Below are 18,241 nucleotides of genomic sequence, written 5' to 3' on the forward strand. Positions count from 1 at the left end.
ACCTCGCAACTCTGTTATAATGGTCCAGTCGCCCGCCCTCCTTGGTTTTCCATGCTCAAACTTGACCATCTGACCATCATCGCTCCAACGCTCGCAGAGGGAGTGGCGCACGTACGAAGGTGCCTTGATCTCGATGTCCCCTTCGGGCAGCACCATGGTTACATGGGCACCTACAATCACCTGCTGCAGTTGGGGGACGGCGTCTATTTGGAAATCATCGCCCTCGACCCGGACGCGACAAGGCCGGGTCGAGGGCGCTGGTTTGGATTGGACGATGGTAAAGCCGTCAGAGCCGATTGGGATGCCGGCCGCCGCCTTCGGAGCTGGGTGGCGCGGACGGACGCAATCGATACCGTCCTGGCCGGTCGGGAAGGGATATTCGGAAAGAAGGTGTCCCTTCCGTGGTCCAATCCGTCATTCGACTTTGCGATTCCGGACGACGGCTCGCTTCCTCTTGGGGGCGCGGCTCCTTCGATCATCGACAGACGCGGCAAACCTCGGTCGATGGATACGATCGCCGATCTGGGAGCCAGACTCAGATCATTCTCGCTCGAACATCCTGACGCTGCAGCCATCTCTGAACTCTATCGAGAGATCGGCGTCGACCGCTCGCCTCATATCATCCGCTGCGATGCCCTGCGCTACCGCGCGCAGATAGAAACGCCCGCCGGCACCAGGGAACTTTCCTAAGCCGTGCATCAAGGTCCGGAACGGGTCGTAATCTCCCTTTCGATCCAGCACACGCCTGAAGAGAGCGCCCCTTGACGTCGCCAGTCGGTCCGCAGCTCGCATTCCGCAAGGCACATTCCACGAATTCCGACGCGCTCTCCCGTTTGTAAGTCGGGTTCACAAGCGCTATGTCGTGGCTTTCGGAAGAGCCTGGCATGACAATCTCGAATGACGACGACCTCACCCACCTGAAGGAGATCGGGCGTATCGTCGCCAATACTCTCGAGGCGATGGGGAAGGCCCTCGAGCCGGGCATGACCACCTCCGAACTCGACCTGATCGGGCGAAAGCTCCTGGAAGCGGCCGGGGCGCGTCCGGCTCCGGAATTGGCCTACGCGTTTCCTGGGGCGACCTGCATCAGCGTGAACGAGGAGATCGCCCATGGCATCCCGGGCGCCCGACGGATCGAGCGTGGCGACCTGGTCAACATCGACGTCTCGGCCGAGAAGAACGGCTTCTTTGCCGATACGGGAGCCTCGTTCGCCGTCCCACCGGTAACCCGCTCGATCGAACGCCTTTGCCGGGACGGTCGGCGGGCCATGTGGACGGGCCTGCGGCAGGTGGGAGCCGGCAAGCCGATTGCCGGCATCGGTCAAGCCATCGGGGCCTTTGCGCGGAAGAACGGCTACAGTCTCGTCAGGAACCTTGCCAGTCACGGCGTCGGCCTGTCGCTCCATGAGGAGCCGAAAGAGATCGCCACATGGCCGGACTCCTCCGAACGCCGCATCATGAGCGACGGCATGGTGTTCACCGTCGAGCCATTCCTGTCCCTCGGCGCCGAGTGGGCCGAGGATGGCGACGATCCGTGGACGCTCTACAGCAGCCCCGAGGCCCCTACCGTCCAGTACGAGCACACCGTCGTGGCAACCCGAAACGGGCCTCTGATCGTGACGATGGCCGGCTGAGCCCTTCTGCTCGGCAGCCCGCAGACGAAGCGGAACCCGGATCGCCCGTTCCGCAATGCCGACGGGTCTTCAACCCGCTGCCGACAGCGCCGCCTCTTCCGGCGCCGCCTCGCCGCGGGACACATGGGCCACCGCGTCGCGCAGGGTCTGGAGATCCGCGGTCGGCTTCACGCCTTCCGTCGCCAGATGGCGGCGATAGGCGCGGGCGCCGGGGCGGCCGGTGAAGAGGCCGAGCATGTGGCGGGTCATGGCGTGGAGGCGCACGCCCTCGGCGAGACGGGCGGCGACGTAGGGCTCGTAGGCCTCGACCGCCGCGAAGGCATCGGCCACCGGCGGTTCCTCGCCGTAGAGCTCGCGGTCCACGGCCAGCAGGATCTCCGGCTCCTGATAGGCCACGCGGCCCAGCATCGCGCCGTCCACATGGCGCAGGTGCTCGCGCACCTCCGCCATGGTGCGGATGCCGCCGTTGATGGCGACCGGCAGGTCCGGCCGCGCCTGCTTCAGGCGGTAGACGCGCGGGTAGTCGAGGGGCGGAATGTCCCGGTTCTCCTTGGGCGACAGGCCCTGGAGCCAGGCCTTCCGGGCATGGACCGTCAGGGCGTCGACGCCCGCCGCCACCACGCATTCGGCGAGGCGGTCCAGGGCTTCTTCCGTGTCCTGGTCGTCCACGCCGATGCGGCACTTCACCGTGACGGGCAGCGAGACGGCGGCCTTCATGGCGGCGACGCAATCGCCCACCAGTTCCGGCTCCTGCATGAGGCAGGCGCCGAAGCGGCCGTTCTGCACCCGGTCGGAGGGGCAGCCCACGTTCAAATTGATCTCGTCGTAGCCGAAATCGGCGCAGATCCGGGCGGCCTCGGTCAGGTCCTTGGGGTCGGAGCCGCCGAGCTGCACCGCCACCGGGTGCTCGGCCTCGTCGAAGCCGAGCAGGCGCTCGCGCGGGCCGTGAATGACCGCGCCCGTGGTGACCATTTCCGTATAGAGCCGCGCCCGGCGCGACATGACCCGATGGAGCGACCTGCAAAAACGGTCAGTCCATTCCATCATGGGTGCAACGCTCAGCCTCATGTCCTCGACAGGCAGCACTTCTCTCGATCCCTTCCTGCCGAACCACCTCCGGCATCTTCACCACGTGGCTCCCGATACCGTCCCGACGCACCCCGGATCAAGGTCCGTCGCGCCTTTTCGGATCGGCAGCCGCGCCAGACATGGCGACGGTGGCAAAGGGCAGCAAGCGCGGCCGCGTCGAAATGCGCCGCAGGCTGGAACCTGGGGATCACTTGCGGCTTGGAGGCGAGAGCGGAATAAGTTATGTTGTAACAAGTGCGGTGCGCGGCGCGCGTTCATGGGAGGACTGCACTGCAAGACCATCGTTCGGACAGCCGGAAGCCTACGATCCTGGAAGGGCGCATTCGGGTCGGTGAGCGGATGCCGGACATCGAATGCACCGTCCGCGACCTTTCGGAGGCCGGGGCGCAGATCTGGGCTCCCCCTCCGTCGACCTCCCCCGGGAATTCGACATCGACATCCCGAAGCGGGGGCAGTCCCATCGGGCCCAGATCATCTGGTCCAAGGACAGAAGCCACGGCATCGCCTTCGTCCAGAAGCAGCCGGAGACCGGCCGCGGGGCCGGGGCGGCCCAGGCTTCCGCCAGCTCGCACGTTCAGGACATTCTCGACGATGCCCGGCAACAGCTTGCCCAGGCGATGGGCATTCCCCCGGACTCGATCCGGTTGAGGATCGAGATCGACGGCTGACGGGCCGCGCCCCTCGCGAGAGCAAAAAATTTTCCCCCGCCCCGCCGGCATCGCTTTGGGCAAACAGTCCTGCGATTGCGCCGGCCCTGGCGGCTTTTGTGGCCCGGAGCGCGAAACTCAAGGAAAATAAGCGGTTGCGCCGCATCGGGCGCCGGGACGGCGGCGGCTCTCCTGCTGCTGCGCTACCGCAATCTCGCCCGAATGGGCCGCTGACCTGAGCCATCGGACCAGCCGAATCGCGGCTCCATCACACAAGGGAACGCCCATGTCGATCAACTGGCTCATCCTGACCCCAGGTCCCGAAAGCCTCCTGCTCCCGACCTACGGCTATTATGGCGGCCCCGGCTATTCCGGCGGCGCGCTCATCGGCGCGGGCGAGGTCCCGGACCCCACCCTCCAGCCCCAGGACCCGCTGGATGCTCTCTTCCGGCAGCACGACGCCGCCTACACGCCCACGGCGACGCAGGGCGAACTCGCCCAGGCCGACATCCTCCTGATCGAGAACATCCTGGCCCTTCCCGAGGAGGCGGTGACCGGCGAAGGCGACCTCTATGCGGGCGCCGCCGTCCTGGCGATGATCTATCAGATCGTGGAGAGGCACGATCAGCCGCAGGTTCTGGCCCAGATCGACCTGAGGGACACGATCCGCGGCGCGGTGGACCTCATCGAACAGGGCAGCGTCGAGCCCGACCCGCAGGAGATCGCAGGCTTCGTGACCTGGCTCACGACCACGGGCAATGCGCTCGCCCAGTCCGACAGCCCGCTCGGCGATGCGCTCTCCGAGGAGTTCCTCGATCTCGCGGCATCCCTCGCCGCCGCGCCTCCGGCCGAGTTCCAGAACGTGCTGACCGACGAAGCGCTCGATTTCCTGGAAGACCTGGGCTCACATCTCGAAGATGCGGTCGAGACCATGGCAACGACGGCGAAGCTGGACGACCTGCGGGACCTCCTGGACGGCGATGCCTTCGACTGGGCCGCCGTCCTCGTCCCGGACAGCCCTCCCCCGTCGCTCGCCGCCCTGGCCGACAGGCTCGACCTGCCCTGGAAGGGGGATTTCCTGATCTAGATCAGGACCGCGGCCTTGGCCTCCAGCGCCGAGGCCGCATCGCGCGGGCTGAGCTTCACCTGCAGCCCGCGCTGGCCGCCATTGATGAAGACGCTGACGTGCTCCAGGGCCGATTGCTCGATCACGGTCGGCACCCGCCTTTTCTGCCCGAAGGGGCTGATGCCGCCCACATGATAGCCGGTGATGCGCTCCGCATCCGGCGGCTTCATCATCTGGGCCGACTTGCCGCCGAGAGCCGCCGCCAGCTTTTTCAGGTTCACCTCCCGGTCCGACGGGACCACGGCGCAGGCGGGCTTGCCGTCCACCGTCACCATGAGGGTTTTGAGAACGCTGTTGGGATCGGCGCCCAGGGCCTCGGCGGCCTGGAGGCCGATGCGCTCCGCATTGGGATCGTAGTCGTAGGCATGGACCGTGAAGGAGACGCCCGCCTGCTGCAGGGCGAGCGTGGCCCGGGTGGTCTTGGACATGGCCGTTCAGGCTCCGGAAGATGCCCGGTCAGTGCTCGTGCTTGTGCCCGTGGTGGTGATGCCCGCAACCGCAGCCGGGACCGTGCTCATGGTGGTCATGGTCGTGGGCATGACCGTGCTTGTGATCGTGGTGCGCATGGTCGTGGCTGTGGGCATGGCCGTGGTCGTGATGTCCATGGTCGTGCCCATGGGAATGGGAATGGCCATGATGATGGTGATGGCCGTGGCCGTGATGGTCGTGGTCGCAATGGTGGGCGCTGCGCTCCGGCCGGAAGGGGCGCTCGACGGGGGTCGCCGTGCAGCCCTGCCCGCGCACCAGCTCGGCGACGGCCGGGTCGTTCTCCACGTAGAGCGCGTCCGCCGTCACCTCGACGAGGCCGTGCTGGCTGCCGAGATGCCAAGCGAGGCGCGTGAGACGCAGCGGGTTCTCGGCCTTCACCTCCAGCAGGCGCTCGGGAGCGGCCTTGACCTGGACGAGGCGTCCGTCCTCGAGGCGCAGGGCGTCGCCGTCGTTGACGGTGGTCTCCATGTCGAGGTCGAGCAGGATCTCGGTGCCGCCCTCCCCCTTGAGCGTCCCCTGGCGGCGGTTGCGGGCCGCATGGTCGAGCGTGATCGTGTCGACGACGCGGTCGGCCTTCACGGCGGGCTTGCGGACGATGGTGGTGACGCGGGGCATGGCTTTGTCTCGGAAGGGTGGAGGTGCGGGCTCTTTAGATAGGACGTGCCGCCGGCAAAACCCATGCCGGAGGGCGCTCCTTAATAGCTCACCTTGTCCGGCTTGTCCGCCCAGGCGTCGAAGACGGCCCTGGCCTCCAGGCTCGGCAGGTGGTCCATGGGGATCAGGCGCTCTTCGGGCGCCTTCGGGATCTCGTCGTAGATCAGGCTGTCGTCGAAGCCGATCTCGGCCGCATCCTGCCGGGTATTGGCGTAGACGATGCGGGACACCCGCGCCCAATAGGCCGAGGCCAGGCACATGGGGCACGGCTCGCAGCTCGTATAGAGGGTCGCGCCATGGAGGGCGAAATCCCCCACCGCCTCGCAGGCGCGCCGGATCGCCGTGACCTCCGCATGGGCCGTCGGGTCGTTGGTGGACGTGACCTGGTTCCAGCCCTCGGCCAGCACCTTGCCGTCGCGCACGATCACGGCGCCGAAGGGGCCGCCGGCGCCTTCGGCCATGTGCTCGCGCGAAAGGGCGACAGCGCGGGCGAGATGGCGCTGATCTTCTGTTCTGTCGTCTGTCATGGGGCGCTTTTATCGTTTGCGGCGGTGGGACGCGAGAAGTTTAGGCCGGAAAGGCCCCGCTCGCGCACCTGGAGCAGTTGGGCGGCCACCGAGGCCGCGATGACGGCGGGCTCCTTGCCTCCGATGCCGGGAAGGCCGATGGGGCAGACCAGCGAGCCGATGCGGCTTTCGCTCAGGCCCAGCTCCCGGAAGCGCTTTTCGAACCGCGCCCGCTTCGTGGCGCTGCCGATCAGGCCCACGTAAGGGAAGCCCCGGCTCAGGGCCGCGGCCGTGACCGCCATGTCGAGGGGGTGGTCGTGGGTCATGACCAGCACGAGGGCCTCGGGCGGCGCCTGGGCGATCTCGGCGGCCGGATCCTGCATGCGGACCGCAACGGCATTCCCGGGCACATGGCGGGGGAAGGCGTCCTCCCGGTCGTCGAGCCAACGTACGGAGAACGGCAGGGGCGCCAGGGCCAGCACGAGGGCGCGCCCCACATGCCCGGCCCCGAAGACGAGAACCGGCGTCCGCTCCTCTCCATGGGTTTCATGCCATTGGGTCTCCGCGTCGTCGCCGACGGCGGAGGACATGTCCCGCACCACGCGGCCGTCGACGAGGCGGCACTCCACCTCGAACGTGCCGCCCTCCTCGGCCTCCGCCAGGCGTTCGATGTCCTCCAGATCGTGCGCGTCGAAGGTCTCGATCAGGATCTTCACCCGTCCGCCGCAGCATTGGCCGAGATCGGGGCCGAGCGCCTGATCGAGCAGGCGGGCCTGCCGGTCGCCCCTCGCCAGCATGTCCCTGGCGATGTCGAGCATGAGGAACTCGAGCTGGCCGCCGCCGATGGTGCCGTGGAAGGCGCCGTCCGGGCGCACGACCATGCGGGCGCCCGCCTCGCGCGGAGCCGAGCCCTTCACCTCGTGGACGCTGACGAGGGCGGCGGAACCGTGCCGGCCCACGAACTCGGCAAGCTGCCGCCAGACCTTCACCCCATCGGCCTCCCGCGCAGAGCCTCGCAGGCTCTCAGGAGGGCCTCGGGGGTGGCAGGCGCGTGCAGGGGCACGGGCTTCGACGGATCGAGGGAATGCACCGCATCGGCCAGCGCGCAGAACACGCTGTTCGCCAGCATGATCGGCGGCTCGCCCACCGCCTTCGAGCGGTAGACCGTCTCCTCCCGGTTGGCGTTGGGATAGAGCGCGACGTTGAAATCCGCCGGCACGTCGGACGCCACCGGGATCTTGTAGGTGGACGGCGCATGCGTGAGCAGGCGCCCCTCGCTGTTGAAGACCAGCTCCTCCGTGGTGAGCCAACCCATGCCTTGAACGAACCCGCCCTCGATCTGGCCGATGTCGATGGCCGGGTTCAGGGACTTGCCGACATCGTGGAGGATATCCGCGCGCAGGAGGCGGTTCTCGCCGGTCAGCGTGTCGACGATCACCTCTGAGCAGGCGGCCCCGTAGGCGAAGTAGAAGAACGGGCGACCCGTGGCGCTCGCCCGGTCCCAGGTGATCTTCGGCGTCGCGTAATGGCCCGCTTCCGAGAGCGCCACGCGGGACTGGATGCATTTGCGCGCGAGCTCGGTGAAGGAGATGCTTTCGTTGCCGATGAAGACCCTGTCGTCGCGGAATTGGATCTGCTCCTCGGGCACGTCGTAGCTCTGCGCCGCATGGGCGATCATGCGGCGCTTGATGGCGCCGGCCGCGATGCGGGCCGCCATGCCGTTGAGATCGGAGCCGGAGGAGGCCGCCGTGGGCGAGGTGTTGGGCACCTTCGCCGTGGTCGTCGCGGTGATGCGCACGCGCTCCATGGCGATGCCGAACTCCTCGGCCACCACCTGCGCCACCTTGATGTAGAGCCCCTGCCCCATCTCGGTGCCGCCGTGGTTCAGGTGTACGGAGCCGTCCTGATAGACATGGACCAGCGCACCCGCCTGGTTGAGATGGGTGAGCGTGAAGCTGATGCCGAACTTCACCGGCGTGAGCGCCAGCCCCCGCTTCATGATGGGCGAGGATGCGTTGAACTCCGCGATCTCCGCGCGCCGCGCCCGGTAATCGGAGGTTCGCTCCAGCGTCTGCACGAGGCCATGCAGCGTCTCGATCTCCTCCACCTCCATGCCGAAGGGCGTGAGGTTGCCGTCGGGCCGGTAGAAATTGGCATAGCGAACGTCGAGCGGGTCGCGCCCGGTCGCCCAGGCGATCTGGTCCATCACGTGCTCGATGGCGAGCATTCCCTGCGGCCCGCCGAAGCCGCGGAAGGCGGTGTTCGACACGGTGTTGGTCTTGAGCCGTTTCGAGCCCACGTGCACGGCCGGCATCCAATAGGCGTTGTCCGCGTGGAACATGGCACGGTCGACCACGCCGCCGGACAGATCGGCCGAGTACCCGCAGCGGGCGAGAAGCTCGACGGAATAGCCCTGGATGCGCCCCTCCCCGTCGATGCCCACCGACCAGTCGCAGCGGAAATCGTGGCGCTTGCCGGTGAGGATGAAGTCGTCGTCCCGGTCGAGGCGCAGCTTGCACGGGCGGCCCGTGACGCGGGAGGCGAGCGCCGCCGTCACGGCCCATTGCGTCGCTTGGCTCTCCTTGCCGCCGAAGCCGCCGCCCATGCGGCGCGTCTCGCACACCACATAGGCATCGGGAATGTCGAGCACCCGGGCGACCACGTGCTGCACCTCGCTCGGATGCTGCGTCGAGGAATAGACGTGGATGTCGCCGTCCTCGCCCGGCACCGCGAGGGCCACCTGGCCTTCGAGATAGAAATGCTCCTGTCCCCCGACCCGGAACTGACCCTCGATCCGGTGCGGCGCCGCCGCAATGGCGGCCTTCGCGTCGCCGCGGCCGAAGGCATAGTCCGGCAGCACGGTCTCGCCGCGCGCCAGCGCATCCTCGACGGTGATGCTGGGCGTCTCGGCTTCGATCTCCATCACGGCCAGCTTCACCGCCCGGCGCGCCACGTCGCGGGTGGTGGCGACGACCGCGAAGACCGCCTGGCCGAGAAAGCCGATCTCGTTCTCGACGAAGAGCGGATCGTCGCCGAAGGCGGGCGACACGTCGTTCTTGCCGGGAATATCGGCGGCTGTCAGAACCGCCACGACGCCGGGCACGGCGCGCACGGCGGAGACATCGAGGGAGAGCAGCCGTCCCCGCGCCTTCGGCGACTGGCCGATGGCCACGTGAAGCGTGCCCTCCGGTTCGCGAATGTCGTCGATGTATTGCGCGGAGCCCTGCACGTGCTTGGCGCCGGAATCGTGCGGCAGCGGCTGCCGGACATGGCGCAGGGCCTCGCCCTGCTCTCCGGCCCATGCGGAAGCACTGGCGGCCTCGTCCAACTTCATACGCTCGTTCATGGTCTACTCCGCCGCCTCGAGCGCATCGCGCCGGCCGACGATGCGCGTGGCATGGGTCTGGCCGGAGGCGGTCTCGCTCAGGGCCTTGAACAGGAGGTTGCGGGCGACCGTCGCACGGTAGGCGGACGAGGCCCGGAGATCGTCGAGGGGCTGGTAGTCGCGCCCGATGGCCGCGAGCGCCTCGCCCCAGGACGACGCTTCGTCGAGGGAGATGCCGGCAAGCGCCTGCTCCGTTTCAGAGGCCTTTTTCGGAATGCCCGCCATGCCCCCGAAGGCGATGCGGGCCGAGGCGACGCGGCGCCCGTCCAGCGTCAGCCTGAAGGCCCCCATGACGGCCGAGATGTCCTCGTCGAAGCGCTTCGAGACCTTGTAGGCGCGGAAGACCTCGTGGGCCTTCGGCTTCGGCAGGACGATGCGGCGCACGTACTCACCGGGCAGGCGATCCTGCCGGCGATAGGCGATGAAGAAGTTTTCGAGGGGAATGGTGCGGATGCTCTCGCCCCGGCGCAGTTCGAGCTCGGCGCCCAGCGCGATCAGCGCTGGGGCGAGGTCGCCGATGGGCGAACCGTTGGCGATGTTGCCGCCCACGGTTCCCGAGGCGCGCACCTGCGCGGAACCGAAGCGGCGCATCAGCTCGCCGAGATCCGCATCGATGCGGGCGAGCGAGGCGTAAGCCTGCGCGTGCGTCGCCGTCGCCCCGATGACGAGCGCGTCCGTACCGTCGTCGATGATGTCGAGGCCAGCCACGCGGCCGAGCCAGACGATCTTTTCGAGCTCGGCCATTCCCTTCGTGATCCACAGGCCCACATCGGTGCAGCCCGCAACCAGCGTGGCGTCGGGATGCTGCGCATAGAGCGCGGCGAGGGAATCCTCCGTGGCCGGAGCGGCGAAGAAACCGTCCGTGCCGCCGACGAACACGTCCTGCCCGTCCGCAAGACTCGTGAGGCCTTCCAAGGTCCGTTCGCTCGATTGCGTAAAGGAATCGTCGGGGTCGCCGCCGCAGGCATCGAGCGCCGCATCGACGATGGGACGGTAGCCGGTGCAGCGGCAGAGATTGCCGGCGAGCACATCGTTGACCGCCTCGCGCGTCAGGGGACGCTCGCCCTCGTGATAGAGCGTGAACAGGCTCATCACGATGCCGGGGGTGCAGAAGCCGCATTGGGAACCGTGATGGGAGACCATGGCGGCCTGAACCGGATGGAAGTCGCCGTCGGCGACGAGATCCTCCACCGCCACCACCTCCGCCCCGTCCACCTGGCCGAGAAGCAGGATGCAGGCATTGACGGGCTCGTACTGCACCCGCCCGCCGCGCACGCGCCCGAGCGCGACCGTGCAGGCGCCGCAATCGCCTTCGGCGCAGCCTTCCTTTGTGCCGAGCTTGCGTTCCTGAAGCCTCAGGTAGTCCAGAAGCGTGGTGCGCGGGTGAAAGCCCGCGGCTTCGACAACTCGTCCATGCCGCCAAAAGCGGATCGCTTCCCGTGTCACAATCATCCTCCGCCGGTTGCACCCGGCTCCTTATGGTGAGCCGGGTAGAATGACGGAGCAAGGGCTTTTCGCCAACACCATCCTTAGGCGTGGCCTCGGACGAAGGCCGGGAAGCGCCGAAACGCTTGGCCCTTACCAGCTTCCGGTGTTCGGCATGGAGGCCCAGGGCTCCTGCGGCTCTTTGGGCTCGCCGCGCTGGAGCAGCTCGATGGAGATGTTGTCCGGGGTCTTGATGAAGGCCATGTAGCCGTCGCGCGGCGGACGGTTGATCGTGATGCCCGCATCCATCAGCTTCCGGCAGGTCTCGTAGATATCGTCGACCCGATAGGCGAGATGGCCGAAATTCCGCCCTCCCGCATATTCATGCTCGTCCCAGTTATAGGTGAGTTCGAGCAGGGGAGCCCTCGTGTCCTTGGCCTTCTCCACGTCTCCGGGGGCGGCGAGGAAGACGAGGGTGAAACGGCCCTTCTCGTTCTCGATCCGGCGGGTCTCGACGAGGCCGAACTTGTTGCAGAAGAAGTCGAGGGATTTGTCCAGGTCCGAAACGCGAACCATCGTGTGCAGGTATTCCATCATGGTCTCCCCTTTTGCCGAGGCTACGTGATGGCGCATTTGACGCAGAGATCAAGAGCCACCTGTCACAAGCACCAGGAAAGCTTGAGGATGTTTAATGTTTGTTAACCTTTCGCCGTTCGCACCGCCGCAGCCTTGCACTGAATCGTCCAGGCCATAGATCAAAACAAAGTTACGCCAGCACGAAAGCTTTTCCGATGCGCACCGACATTGCCCAGATTGTCCGCCTTGAGGATTACCGGCCCAGCGACTTCCTGATCGACCGCGTGGAACTCGATGTCCGGCTTCATCCCACGGCGACGCGGGTTACCGCCACGCTGGCCCTGCGGCCGAATCCGGAAGGGCGCGCGGATGCGCCCCTCGTGCTCGACGGAGACGAGGTGAACCTGAAGGCCCTGGCCCTCGACGGACGGTCCCTGCCGGGCGGCGAGTTCGAGGCCTCGCCGCAATCCCTGACCATCGCGCAGCCGCCGCGGCGGCCCTTCACGCTCACGATCGAGACCGAGATCGACCCGACCTCGAACACCAAGCTCATGGGCCTCTACCGGTCGAGCGGGAACTACTGCACGCAGTGCGAGGCGGAAGGGTTCCGCCGCATCACCTATTTCCTCGACCGGCCGGACGTGATGGCGGTCTATACCACCCGCATCGAGGCCGAGCGGGAGGAGGCGCCGGTGCTCCTCGGCAACGGCAACCTGGTCGAGGCCGGCGCCATCGAGGGCACGGGCCGGCACTATGCCGTGTGGCACGATCCGCACCCGAAGCCGTCCTATCTCTTCGCCCTGGTCGGCGGACGCCTCGGCCGCGTGGCGAAGAGCTTCACCACCATGAGCGGCCGCGAGGTGGAACTCGCCATCTATGTGGAGCCCGGCAAGGAGGATCGCGCCGACTACGCCCTCGATGCGCTGGAGCGTTCCATGCGCTGGGACGAACAGGCCTTCGGCCGGGAATACGATCTCGACGTGTTCAACATCGTCGCCGTGTCGGACTTCAACATGGGCGCGATGGAGAACAAGGGCCTCAACATCTTCAACGACAAATACGTGCTGGCGAGCCCCGAGACCGCGACGGACGCGGACTACGCCAATATCGAGGCGATCATCGCGCACGAGTATTTCCACAACTGGTCGGGCAATCGCGTCACCTGCCGCGACTGGTTCCAGCTCTGCCTCAAGGAGGGCCTGACGGTCTTCCGCGACCAGGAATTCTCTTCCGACGAGCGCTCGCGTCCCGTGCACCGCATCGCCGAGGTCAAGACCCTGCGCGCGCGCCAGTTCCTGGAGGATGCGAGCCCCCTCGCCCATCCGGTGCGCCCGGCGCAGTACCGGGAGATCAACAACTTCTACACGGCCACCGTCTACGAGAAGGGCGCCGAGATCGTGCGGATGCTCAAGACGCTGATCGGCCCCGAGGATTTCCGGCGCGGGATGGACCTCTATTACGAACGCTGCGACGGCACCGCCGCGACGGTGGAGGATTTCCTCGACGCCTTTGCGGAGGTGACGGGCCGCGACCTGTCCCATTTCGCCCGCTGGTATGCCCAGGCCGGCACACCACGGGTGACGGTGAAGGGAACCTACGACGAGGCGGCGCGGACCTACCGCCTCGACTTCACGCAGGAAACGCCCGCGACGCCGGGGCAGCCGACGAAAGAGCCCATGGCGATCCCGGTGGCGCTCGGCCTCGTGGCGCGTGACGGAAGCGCGCTCGACGCCTCCGGCGACCGCGTGAATGCCCAGGGCGTGTTCCTGCTCGACAAGGCCAGCGACAGCGTGACCTTCACGGGCGTGGCCTCCCGGCCCGTCCCCTCGGTCTTCCGGGGCTTCTCCGCTCCGGTGAAGGTCTCGCTCGACCTGACGAACGAGGAACTTCTCGTTCTCCTGCGCCACGACAGCGATGCCTTCAACCGCTGGCAGGCGGCACAGACCGTCGCCATGCGCCTTCTGGTCGATCTCTCGAAGGGAACGTCCGTTCCCGATGCGGCAATCGCAGATTTCACCTCGGCGTTGCGCGCCTTCATGGAGGCGGATGCCCTGCAGGATCCTGCTTTCGCGGCCCTTGCGATCACGCTTCCCGGCGAGGCCGATATCGCGCAGGAGATCGGCGCGGATGTGGACCCCGACGCGATCCATCGCGCGCGCAGGCATATGCGCCGGCATATCGGGCAGGCCTGCCTCGAAACGTTGCAGGATTTCCGCCGTTCGCTTGCGGAGACGGGCGCCTACAGCCCCGATGCAGCGAGCGCGGGACGGCGCGCCCTGCGCAATGCGTCGCTGGATCTCCTGGCGGCCGCAGACGCGGAGCTCGGCGAGGCGCTTGCGGGCGAGCAGTTCGCATCCGCCGGCAACATGACGGACCGTCTCGCGTCCTTGAGCGTTCTGACGACGCTGCCCGGCGATGCACGGGAGAAGGCGCTGGCGCAGTTCGAGGAGCGCTATCGCCATGAGCCGCTCGTGCTCGACAAGTGGTTCACCCTGCAGGCCGCCATTCCCGAGGATGGCACTCTGGAGCGCGTGAAGCGCCTGATGCAGCACCCCGCGTTCTCGATCAACAATCCCAACCGCGTGCGCTCGCTGGTGGGAAGCTTCGCGATGCTGAATCAGATGCAGTTCAATCGCGCGGACGGATCGGGCTACGAGTTCCTGGCCGATATCGTGCTGCGCGTGGACGCGTTGAATCCTCAACTTGCGGCACGGCTTCTGACCTCGTTCAGCAGCTGGCGAATGATGGAAAAAACGCGTCGCGGCAAGGCCGAACAGGCCCTGCGCCGCATCGCTGGAAAGCCCAATCTTTCCCGCGATGTAGGCGACATCGCGGCGCGTTCGCTGGAGGAACAGAATGCCTGACAACCTCCTGAAAGGACTTGGTTTTTCTGTCCAGTACCACGAACGGCTGATGCGCAATCGGCAGCGTAAATTTCTGTTAACCTAGATGATCACATAGCTAGACAAATCACTCGCCCATGATTCTATTGATGGTGATTCGGAGAGATGCGGCACGTCCTCCGATCAAGGACGTAAATGGTTCCGGAGGGAGAATCGCATGGCGGGGGCGGTGACCGCATGCGTACCCGCTCGCGCGGGTACAATTCTCGGGGTAACGCGATCCGACGCGAACCCGACATATCGGCGACTTGAGCAATACGAACCCTGGCTCAGGCTTGCAGTTCCCGCTCTTCTCGCCCTCTTTCTCATCACGCTCGCAGGCAGCGCGTGGATCCAGGTTCGCGAGAACCGGGAGGACACGCTCGTCGATGCGATCGCGGATATCGACATCGTCGCATCTCTTTCTGCCGCGAAGCTCGGCGACCGGGCCGCACCGGCCGATCATGCCGCGGCCGTCGCACAGCTCGCGGGTCTTGCGGAGAGCATGCCGGACAGCGCCCTCGCGCACAGCCGCACGCTGCTTCTGGTCGATCAGTCCGGCAAGGTTCTGGCCGTCTACCCGGCGATGGAGAACGCGCCCGGCACGCTCGCCGAGGTGCTCGGCGATGCACAGCCCCTCGCCCTGTTCGCGGACCGCGCGGGCGTGATGACAATCAGGCTCGCCAGCGGCCAGGAAGGCATCGCGACCGTACGCTCCCTGCCGGCATCGTCCGGACGGATCGCCGTGATCCAGCCCCTGCCGGATGTGCTCTCCGGCTGGTGGACGCGCACCATCGGTCACGTGTCGCTGCTGGCCGCCACCATCGTCGTGCTGATCGGCATCGGCATCGCCTATGTGATGCAGGCGAACCGCGCCCGCGCCGCCGACGAGGTGTGCGAGAAGGTGCGCGACCGCATCGACTCCGCGCTGAACCGAGGCCGCTGCGGCCTGTGGGACTGGGATATCGGCCGTGGCCGCATCTATTGGTCCGACTCGATGTACGAACTCCTCGGCTACGAGCGGCAGGACGAGTTCCTCTCCTTCGGCGAAGTGAACGCCATGATCCATCCCGAGGATCAGGACCTGTACACGCTGGCCGAGCAGCTCGCTTCGGCCAGCACCTCGCTGGTGGATTACGAGTTCCGCATCCGCAGCCTCAGCGGCGACTGGGTGTGGCTGCGCGCCCGCGCCGAGCTGATGAACGATCCCGACGATGCGGCGAGCCATCTCGTGGGCATCGCGGTCGACGTCACGGAACAGCGCAAGCTGGAAGAGAAGACCGCCAAGGCCGACGCCCGCCTGCACGACGCGATCGAGGCGATCTCCGAGGCGTTCGTTCTCTGGGATGCCAACAACCGACTCGTTCTCTGCAACTCGAAATTCCAGAAGCTGCATGAGCTGCCGGCCGAGGCGCCGCTTCAGGGCATGAGCTACGCCGAGGTGATGGCGCTCGGCCGTCCGCCGGAAGTGCAGCACCAGTTCGTCCGCGCGCAGAACCAGGACGTGGGCGCGCGCACCTTCGAGGCCCGCCTTCAGGACGGCCGCTGGCTGCAGATCAACGAGCGGCGCACGAAGGACGGCGGCTACGTCTCCGTCGGCACGGACATCACCGCTCTCAAGCGCCACGAGCACCGTCTGGTGGAATCCGAGAAGGAACTCATCGCCACGGTTCTCGACCTCAAGCAGTCGCGCCAGAAGCTCGAGGCGCAGACGCACCAGCTCGCCGATCTCGCCGAACGCTATCTCGACCAGAAGGCCCAGGCCGAGAGCGCCAACCGCGCGAAGTCCGAATTCCTGGCCAACATGAGCCATGAGCTGCGCACGCCGCTCAACGCCATCATCGGCTTCGCGGAAGTGATGCAGAGCGGCATCTTCGGTTCGCTGGGCTCGGACAAGTACGAGGAATACTGCTCCGACATCCGCTCCAGCGGCGAGTACCTCCTCTCGGTCATCAACGACATCCTCGACATGTCGCGCATCGAGGCGGGCCGCACGAGCCTCAAGAAACAGCCCATCGAGGTTCATGCCTCGATCCAGCGGGCGATCAAGTTGGTGAGCGAGCAGATCCGCGGCAAGAGCCTCTCCGTCTCCGTCGACGTGAACCCCGAGGACATCGTGGTCCCGGCCGACGAGCGCGCCCTGCACCAGATCCTGGTCAACCTGCTCCAGAACGCCACCAAGTTCACGAGCGAGGGAGGCTGCATCACGGTGCGCACCCGTCAGGCCGGCAAGGCGGTCAACATCTACGTCGAGGACAACGGCATCGGCATTCCCGCCCATGCCCTGCAGAAGCTCGGGCGTCCCTTCGAGCAGGTCGAAACCGAGTTCTCCAAGAGCTACAAGGGCTCTGGCCTCGGCCTCGCCATCGCCCGCTCGCTCACGGAACTGCACGGCGGCTCCCTGCGCATCAAGAGCCAGGAAGGCATCGGCACCATCGTGCTGGTCCACCTGCCGCTTTCGGAGGCCACCAGCGCCGACATCGCGCTGGCCGACGCGGCGGCGTGAGGACGGGCTGAGTTCCCCACTCTACCCGACGGCACGCGGCTGCGCCGGAACGCCGAAAGGACATTCCAGCGCCGCCCGGTCCCAGCGGCCTGTCTCGGCTGCGGCCTCGTAGGTGGCCGACAGGAAATCGAGCAGCAGCGTATCCGGCGCATCCGCCGTGCGGACGGCCTCGTAGGGCAGGATGAACTCGCCGAGGGTCGTATCGAAATAGGCTGGCGGCGGCACGGCGTGCTCGCGAAAGCCCTGGGGCTCCGGATAGGCGTAGGAGTAGAAGGCGGCCTGCGGGAAGGCCTCGCTGCCCGGCCAGAAGCCGGCGCTGCTCACCTCATGCGAATAGGCCTCGCGGGTTACCGCGTCCGGCAGTCCCGGCACACCGCCGGGATGAAGGGGAGCCGGCCTGCCGGAGAAGCGCGTCACCGCGAGATCGAAGCTGCCCCAGAAGAAGTGGACCGGGCTCGACTTGCCGAGAAAGCCGCTGCGGAAGAGCTTGAAGACGCGGTCGGCCTGCACCAGCGCGCGCCAGAACCGGTGCGCCGCCTCGGCATCGTATTCGGAGTGCGTCCGGTCCTCCGGGAAGCGGATCGGATCGGAAACCTCGTTCGGCATCTCGTTGATCGCGACCGGGATGCCGGTCCGGAGCAGGATGCCTATGAGGTCACTGTAGAAATCCGCGACCGTCCTGGGCCTCAGGTCGAGCGCCGCCTCGTCCCCGCGGCTCGTGCGGACGACGACGCGATGCGCGATGAAATCGAAGTCGATCTCCAGGATTTCGGACCCGAACGGAACGGGCGAGGTTCCGAGCCCGCGCGCGGTGACGTAGAGCGGAACGTGCCAGCCGTGGTTGAGCCAGGGCGACAGCGCGAGACGGACCTTGCCGACCACTTGGGTCCAGAGATGGAGGGTCGTGGCGGTCTCCCGCCAATCGGCATAGGGAATATTGGGCCAGACAATGTGCATGACGAGCCTCCGCACCGGGCGCCTGCCATCGGCAAGGCCGACCTCCGGCCCGCGCCGGGCGGATCGAGCTTAGATGTCTTCGGCCCGGCCGCAAGGCCGTCAGGTGTGCGGTCCCCTCAGAGAATGAGAGGCAGGTACAGAACGCCGATGACGCAGACGACCGACAGCACGGCTGTGATCTCTGCCCAGCGTGACGTCCGACCCGCATTCTGGCTGTTGTCGCCGTCCATGACTCGTCACCCCATCGCCTCGTGAGCGATATCCTGTCCCCATTTCCACACTAGGCCGGGTGGACCGGGGAAGATGTGCCCTGCGGCACATCCAAAATGATATTTTGTAACATATCGGATATCGTCCCTTCGGAC

15 protein-coding genes are annotated in these 18,241 nt (G+C 66.7%); 6 read left to right on the forward strand and 9 right to left on the reverse strand.

What is annotated here, in order from left to right:
* The first annotated feature begins 51 nt into the window (after nucleotides 1-51).
* Nucleotides 52-690 carry a VOC family protein gene (locus ACFOYU_RS21775; RefSeq protein WP_377035207.1) on the forward strand — a complete coding sequence of 213 codons (639 nt, stop codon included), beginning with the start codon at nucleotides 52-54 and terminating at the stop codon, nucleotides 688-690.
* A 194-nt stretch (nucleotides 691-884) separates the two neighbouring features.
* Nucleotides 885-1,634: a type I methionyl aminopeptidase gene (map, locus tag ACFOYU_RS21780; RefSeq protein WP_377035208.1), complete on the forward strand. Its 750-nt coding sequence runs from the start codon at nucleotides 885-887 to the stop codon at nucleotides 1,632-1,634.
* Nucleotides 1,635-1,703: 69 nt separating this feature from the next.
* Here map and dusA read toward each other — a convergent pair whose 3' ends face one another.
* Nucleotides 1,704-2,702 (reverse strand): tRNA dihydrouridine(20/20a) synthase DusA, encoded by a 999-nt coding sequence (gene dusA, locus ACFOYU_RS21785; protein WP_377035209.1) that lies wholly within the window; start codon nucleotides 2,700-2,702, stop codon nucleotides 1,704-1,706.
* Between the two features lie 374 nt (nucleotides 2,703-3,076).
* Here dusA and ACFOYU_RS21790 point away from each other — a divergent pair, with 374 nt between their 5' ends.
* Nucleotides 3,077-3,391 (forward strand): hypothetical protein, encoded by a 315-nt coding sequence (locus tag ACFOYU_RS21790; RefSeq protein WP_377035210.1) that lies wholly within the window; start codon nucleotides 3,077-3,079, stop codon nucleotides 3,389-3,391.
* Nucleotides 3,392-3,656: 265 nt separating this feature from the next.
* Nucleotides 3,657-4,457, forward strand: coding sequence for a hypothetical protein (locus ACFOYU_RS21795; protein WP_377035211.1), 801 nt, complete (start codon nucleotides 3,657-3,659; stop codon nucleotides 4,455-4,457).
* Here ACFOYU_RS21795 and ybaK read toward each other — a convergent pair.
* The 7 genes from ybaK to ACFOYU_RS21830 form a co-directional block, all read right to left on the reverse strand.
* A complete protein-coding gene (gene ybaK, locus ACFOYU_RS21800) occupies nucleotides 4,454-4,924 on the reverse strand; it encodes a Cys-tRNA(Pro) deacylase (protein WP_377035212.1) in 471 nt (156 codons plus the stop codon). The two genes, ACFOYU_RS21795 and ybaK, sit on opposite strands and share 4 nt — an antisense overlap.
* A gap of 28 nt (nucleotides 4,925-4,952) precedes the next feature.
* Nucleotides 4,953-5,600: an urease accessory protein UreE gene (locus ACFOYU_RS21805; protein ID WP_377035213.1), complete on the reverse strand. Its 648-nt coding sequence runs from the start codon at nucleotides 5,598-5,600 to the stop codon at nucleotides 4,953-4,955.
* 80 nt (nucleotides 5,601-5,680) lie between these two features.
* Nucleotides 5,681-6,166 carry a nucleoside deaminase gene (locus ACFOYU_RS21810; protein ID WP_226741277.1) on the reverse strand — a complete coding sequence of 162 codons (486 nt, stop codon included), beginning with the start codon at nucleotides 6,164-6,166 and terminating at the stop codon, nucleotides 5,681-5,683.
* Nucleotides 6,163-7,134 carry a xanthine dehydrogenase accessory protein XdhC gene (xdhC, locus tag ACFOYU_RS21815; protein WP_377035214.1) on the reverse strand — a complete coding sequence of 324 codons (972 nt, stop codon included), beginning with the start codon at nucleotides 7,132-7,134 and terminating at the stop codon, nucleotides 6,163-6,165. Before xdhC ends, ACFOYU_RS21810 begins: the two co-directional genes overlap by 4 nt.
* A complete protein-coding gene (gene xdhB, locus ACFOYU_RS21820; RefSeq protein ID WP_377035215.1) occupies nucleotides 7,131-9,491 on the reverse strand; it encodes a xanthine dehydrogenase molybdopterin binding subunit in 2,361 nt (786 codons plus the stop codon). The genes xdhC and xdhB overlap by 4 nt, the downstream gene beginning before the upstream one ends.
* A gap of 3 nt (nucleotides 9,492-9,494) precedes the next feature.
* Nucleotides 9,495-10,982 (reverse strand): xanthine dehydrogenase small subunit, encoded by a 1,488-nt coding sequence (gene xdhA, locus ACFOYU_RS21825; RefSeq protein ID WP_377035216.1) that lies wholly within the window; start codon nucleotides 10,980-10,982, stop codon nucleotides 9,495-9,497.
* A gap of 126 nt (nucleotides 10,983-11,108) precedes the next feature.
* Nucleotides 11,109-11,549, reverse strand: a complete 441-nt coding sequence (locus tag ACFOYU_RS21830; RefSeq protein ID WP_226741467.1) for a VOC family protein — start codon at nucleotides 11,547-11,549, stop codon at nucleotides 11,109-11,111.
* 197 nt (nucleotides 11,550-11,746) lie between these two features.
* Between ACFOYU_RS21830 and pepN the strand changes: the two genes are divergently transcribed.
* Nucleotides 11,747-14,395, forward strand: coding sequence for an aminopeptidase N (gene pepN, locus ACFOYU_RS21835; protein WP_377035217.1), 2,649 nt, complete (start codon nucleotides 11,747-11,749; stop codon nucleotides 14,393-14,395).
* Nucleotides 14,396-14,591: 196 nt separating this feature from the next.
* Nucleotides 14,592-16,919 carry an ATP-binding protein gene (locus ACFOYU_RS21840; protein WP_377035218.1) on the forward strand — a complete coding sequence of 776 codons (2,328 nt, stop codon included), beginning with the start codon at nucleotides 14,592-14,594 and terminating at the stop codon, nucleotides 16,917-16,919.
* A 21-nt stretch (nucleotides 16,920-16,940) separates the two neighbouring features.
* Here the strand turns inward: ACFOYU_RS21840 and ACFOYU_RS21845 are convergent, their stop codons facing one another.
* Nucleotides 16,941-17,876: a DUF5996 family protein gene (locus ACFOYU_RS21845; RefSeq protein WP_377035219.1), complete on the reverse strand. Its 936-nt coding sequence runs from the start codon at nucleotides 17,874-17,876 to the stop codon at nucleotides 16,941-16,943.
* Nucleotides 17,877-18,241: the final 365 nt, after the last annotated feature.

Origin of the sequence: Microvirga sp. GCM10011540, from assembly GCF_042650665.1 — a bacterium.
Taxonomy (GTDB): domain Bacteria; phylum Pseudomonadota; class Alphaproteobacteria; order Rhizobiales; family Beijerinckiaceae; genus Microvirga; species Microvirga lenta.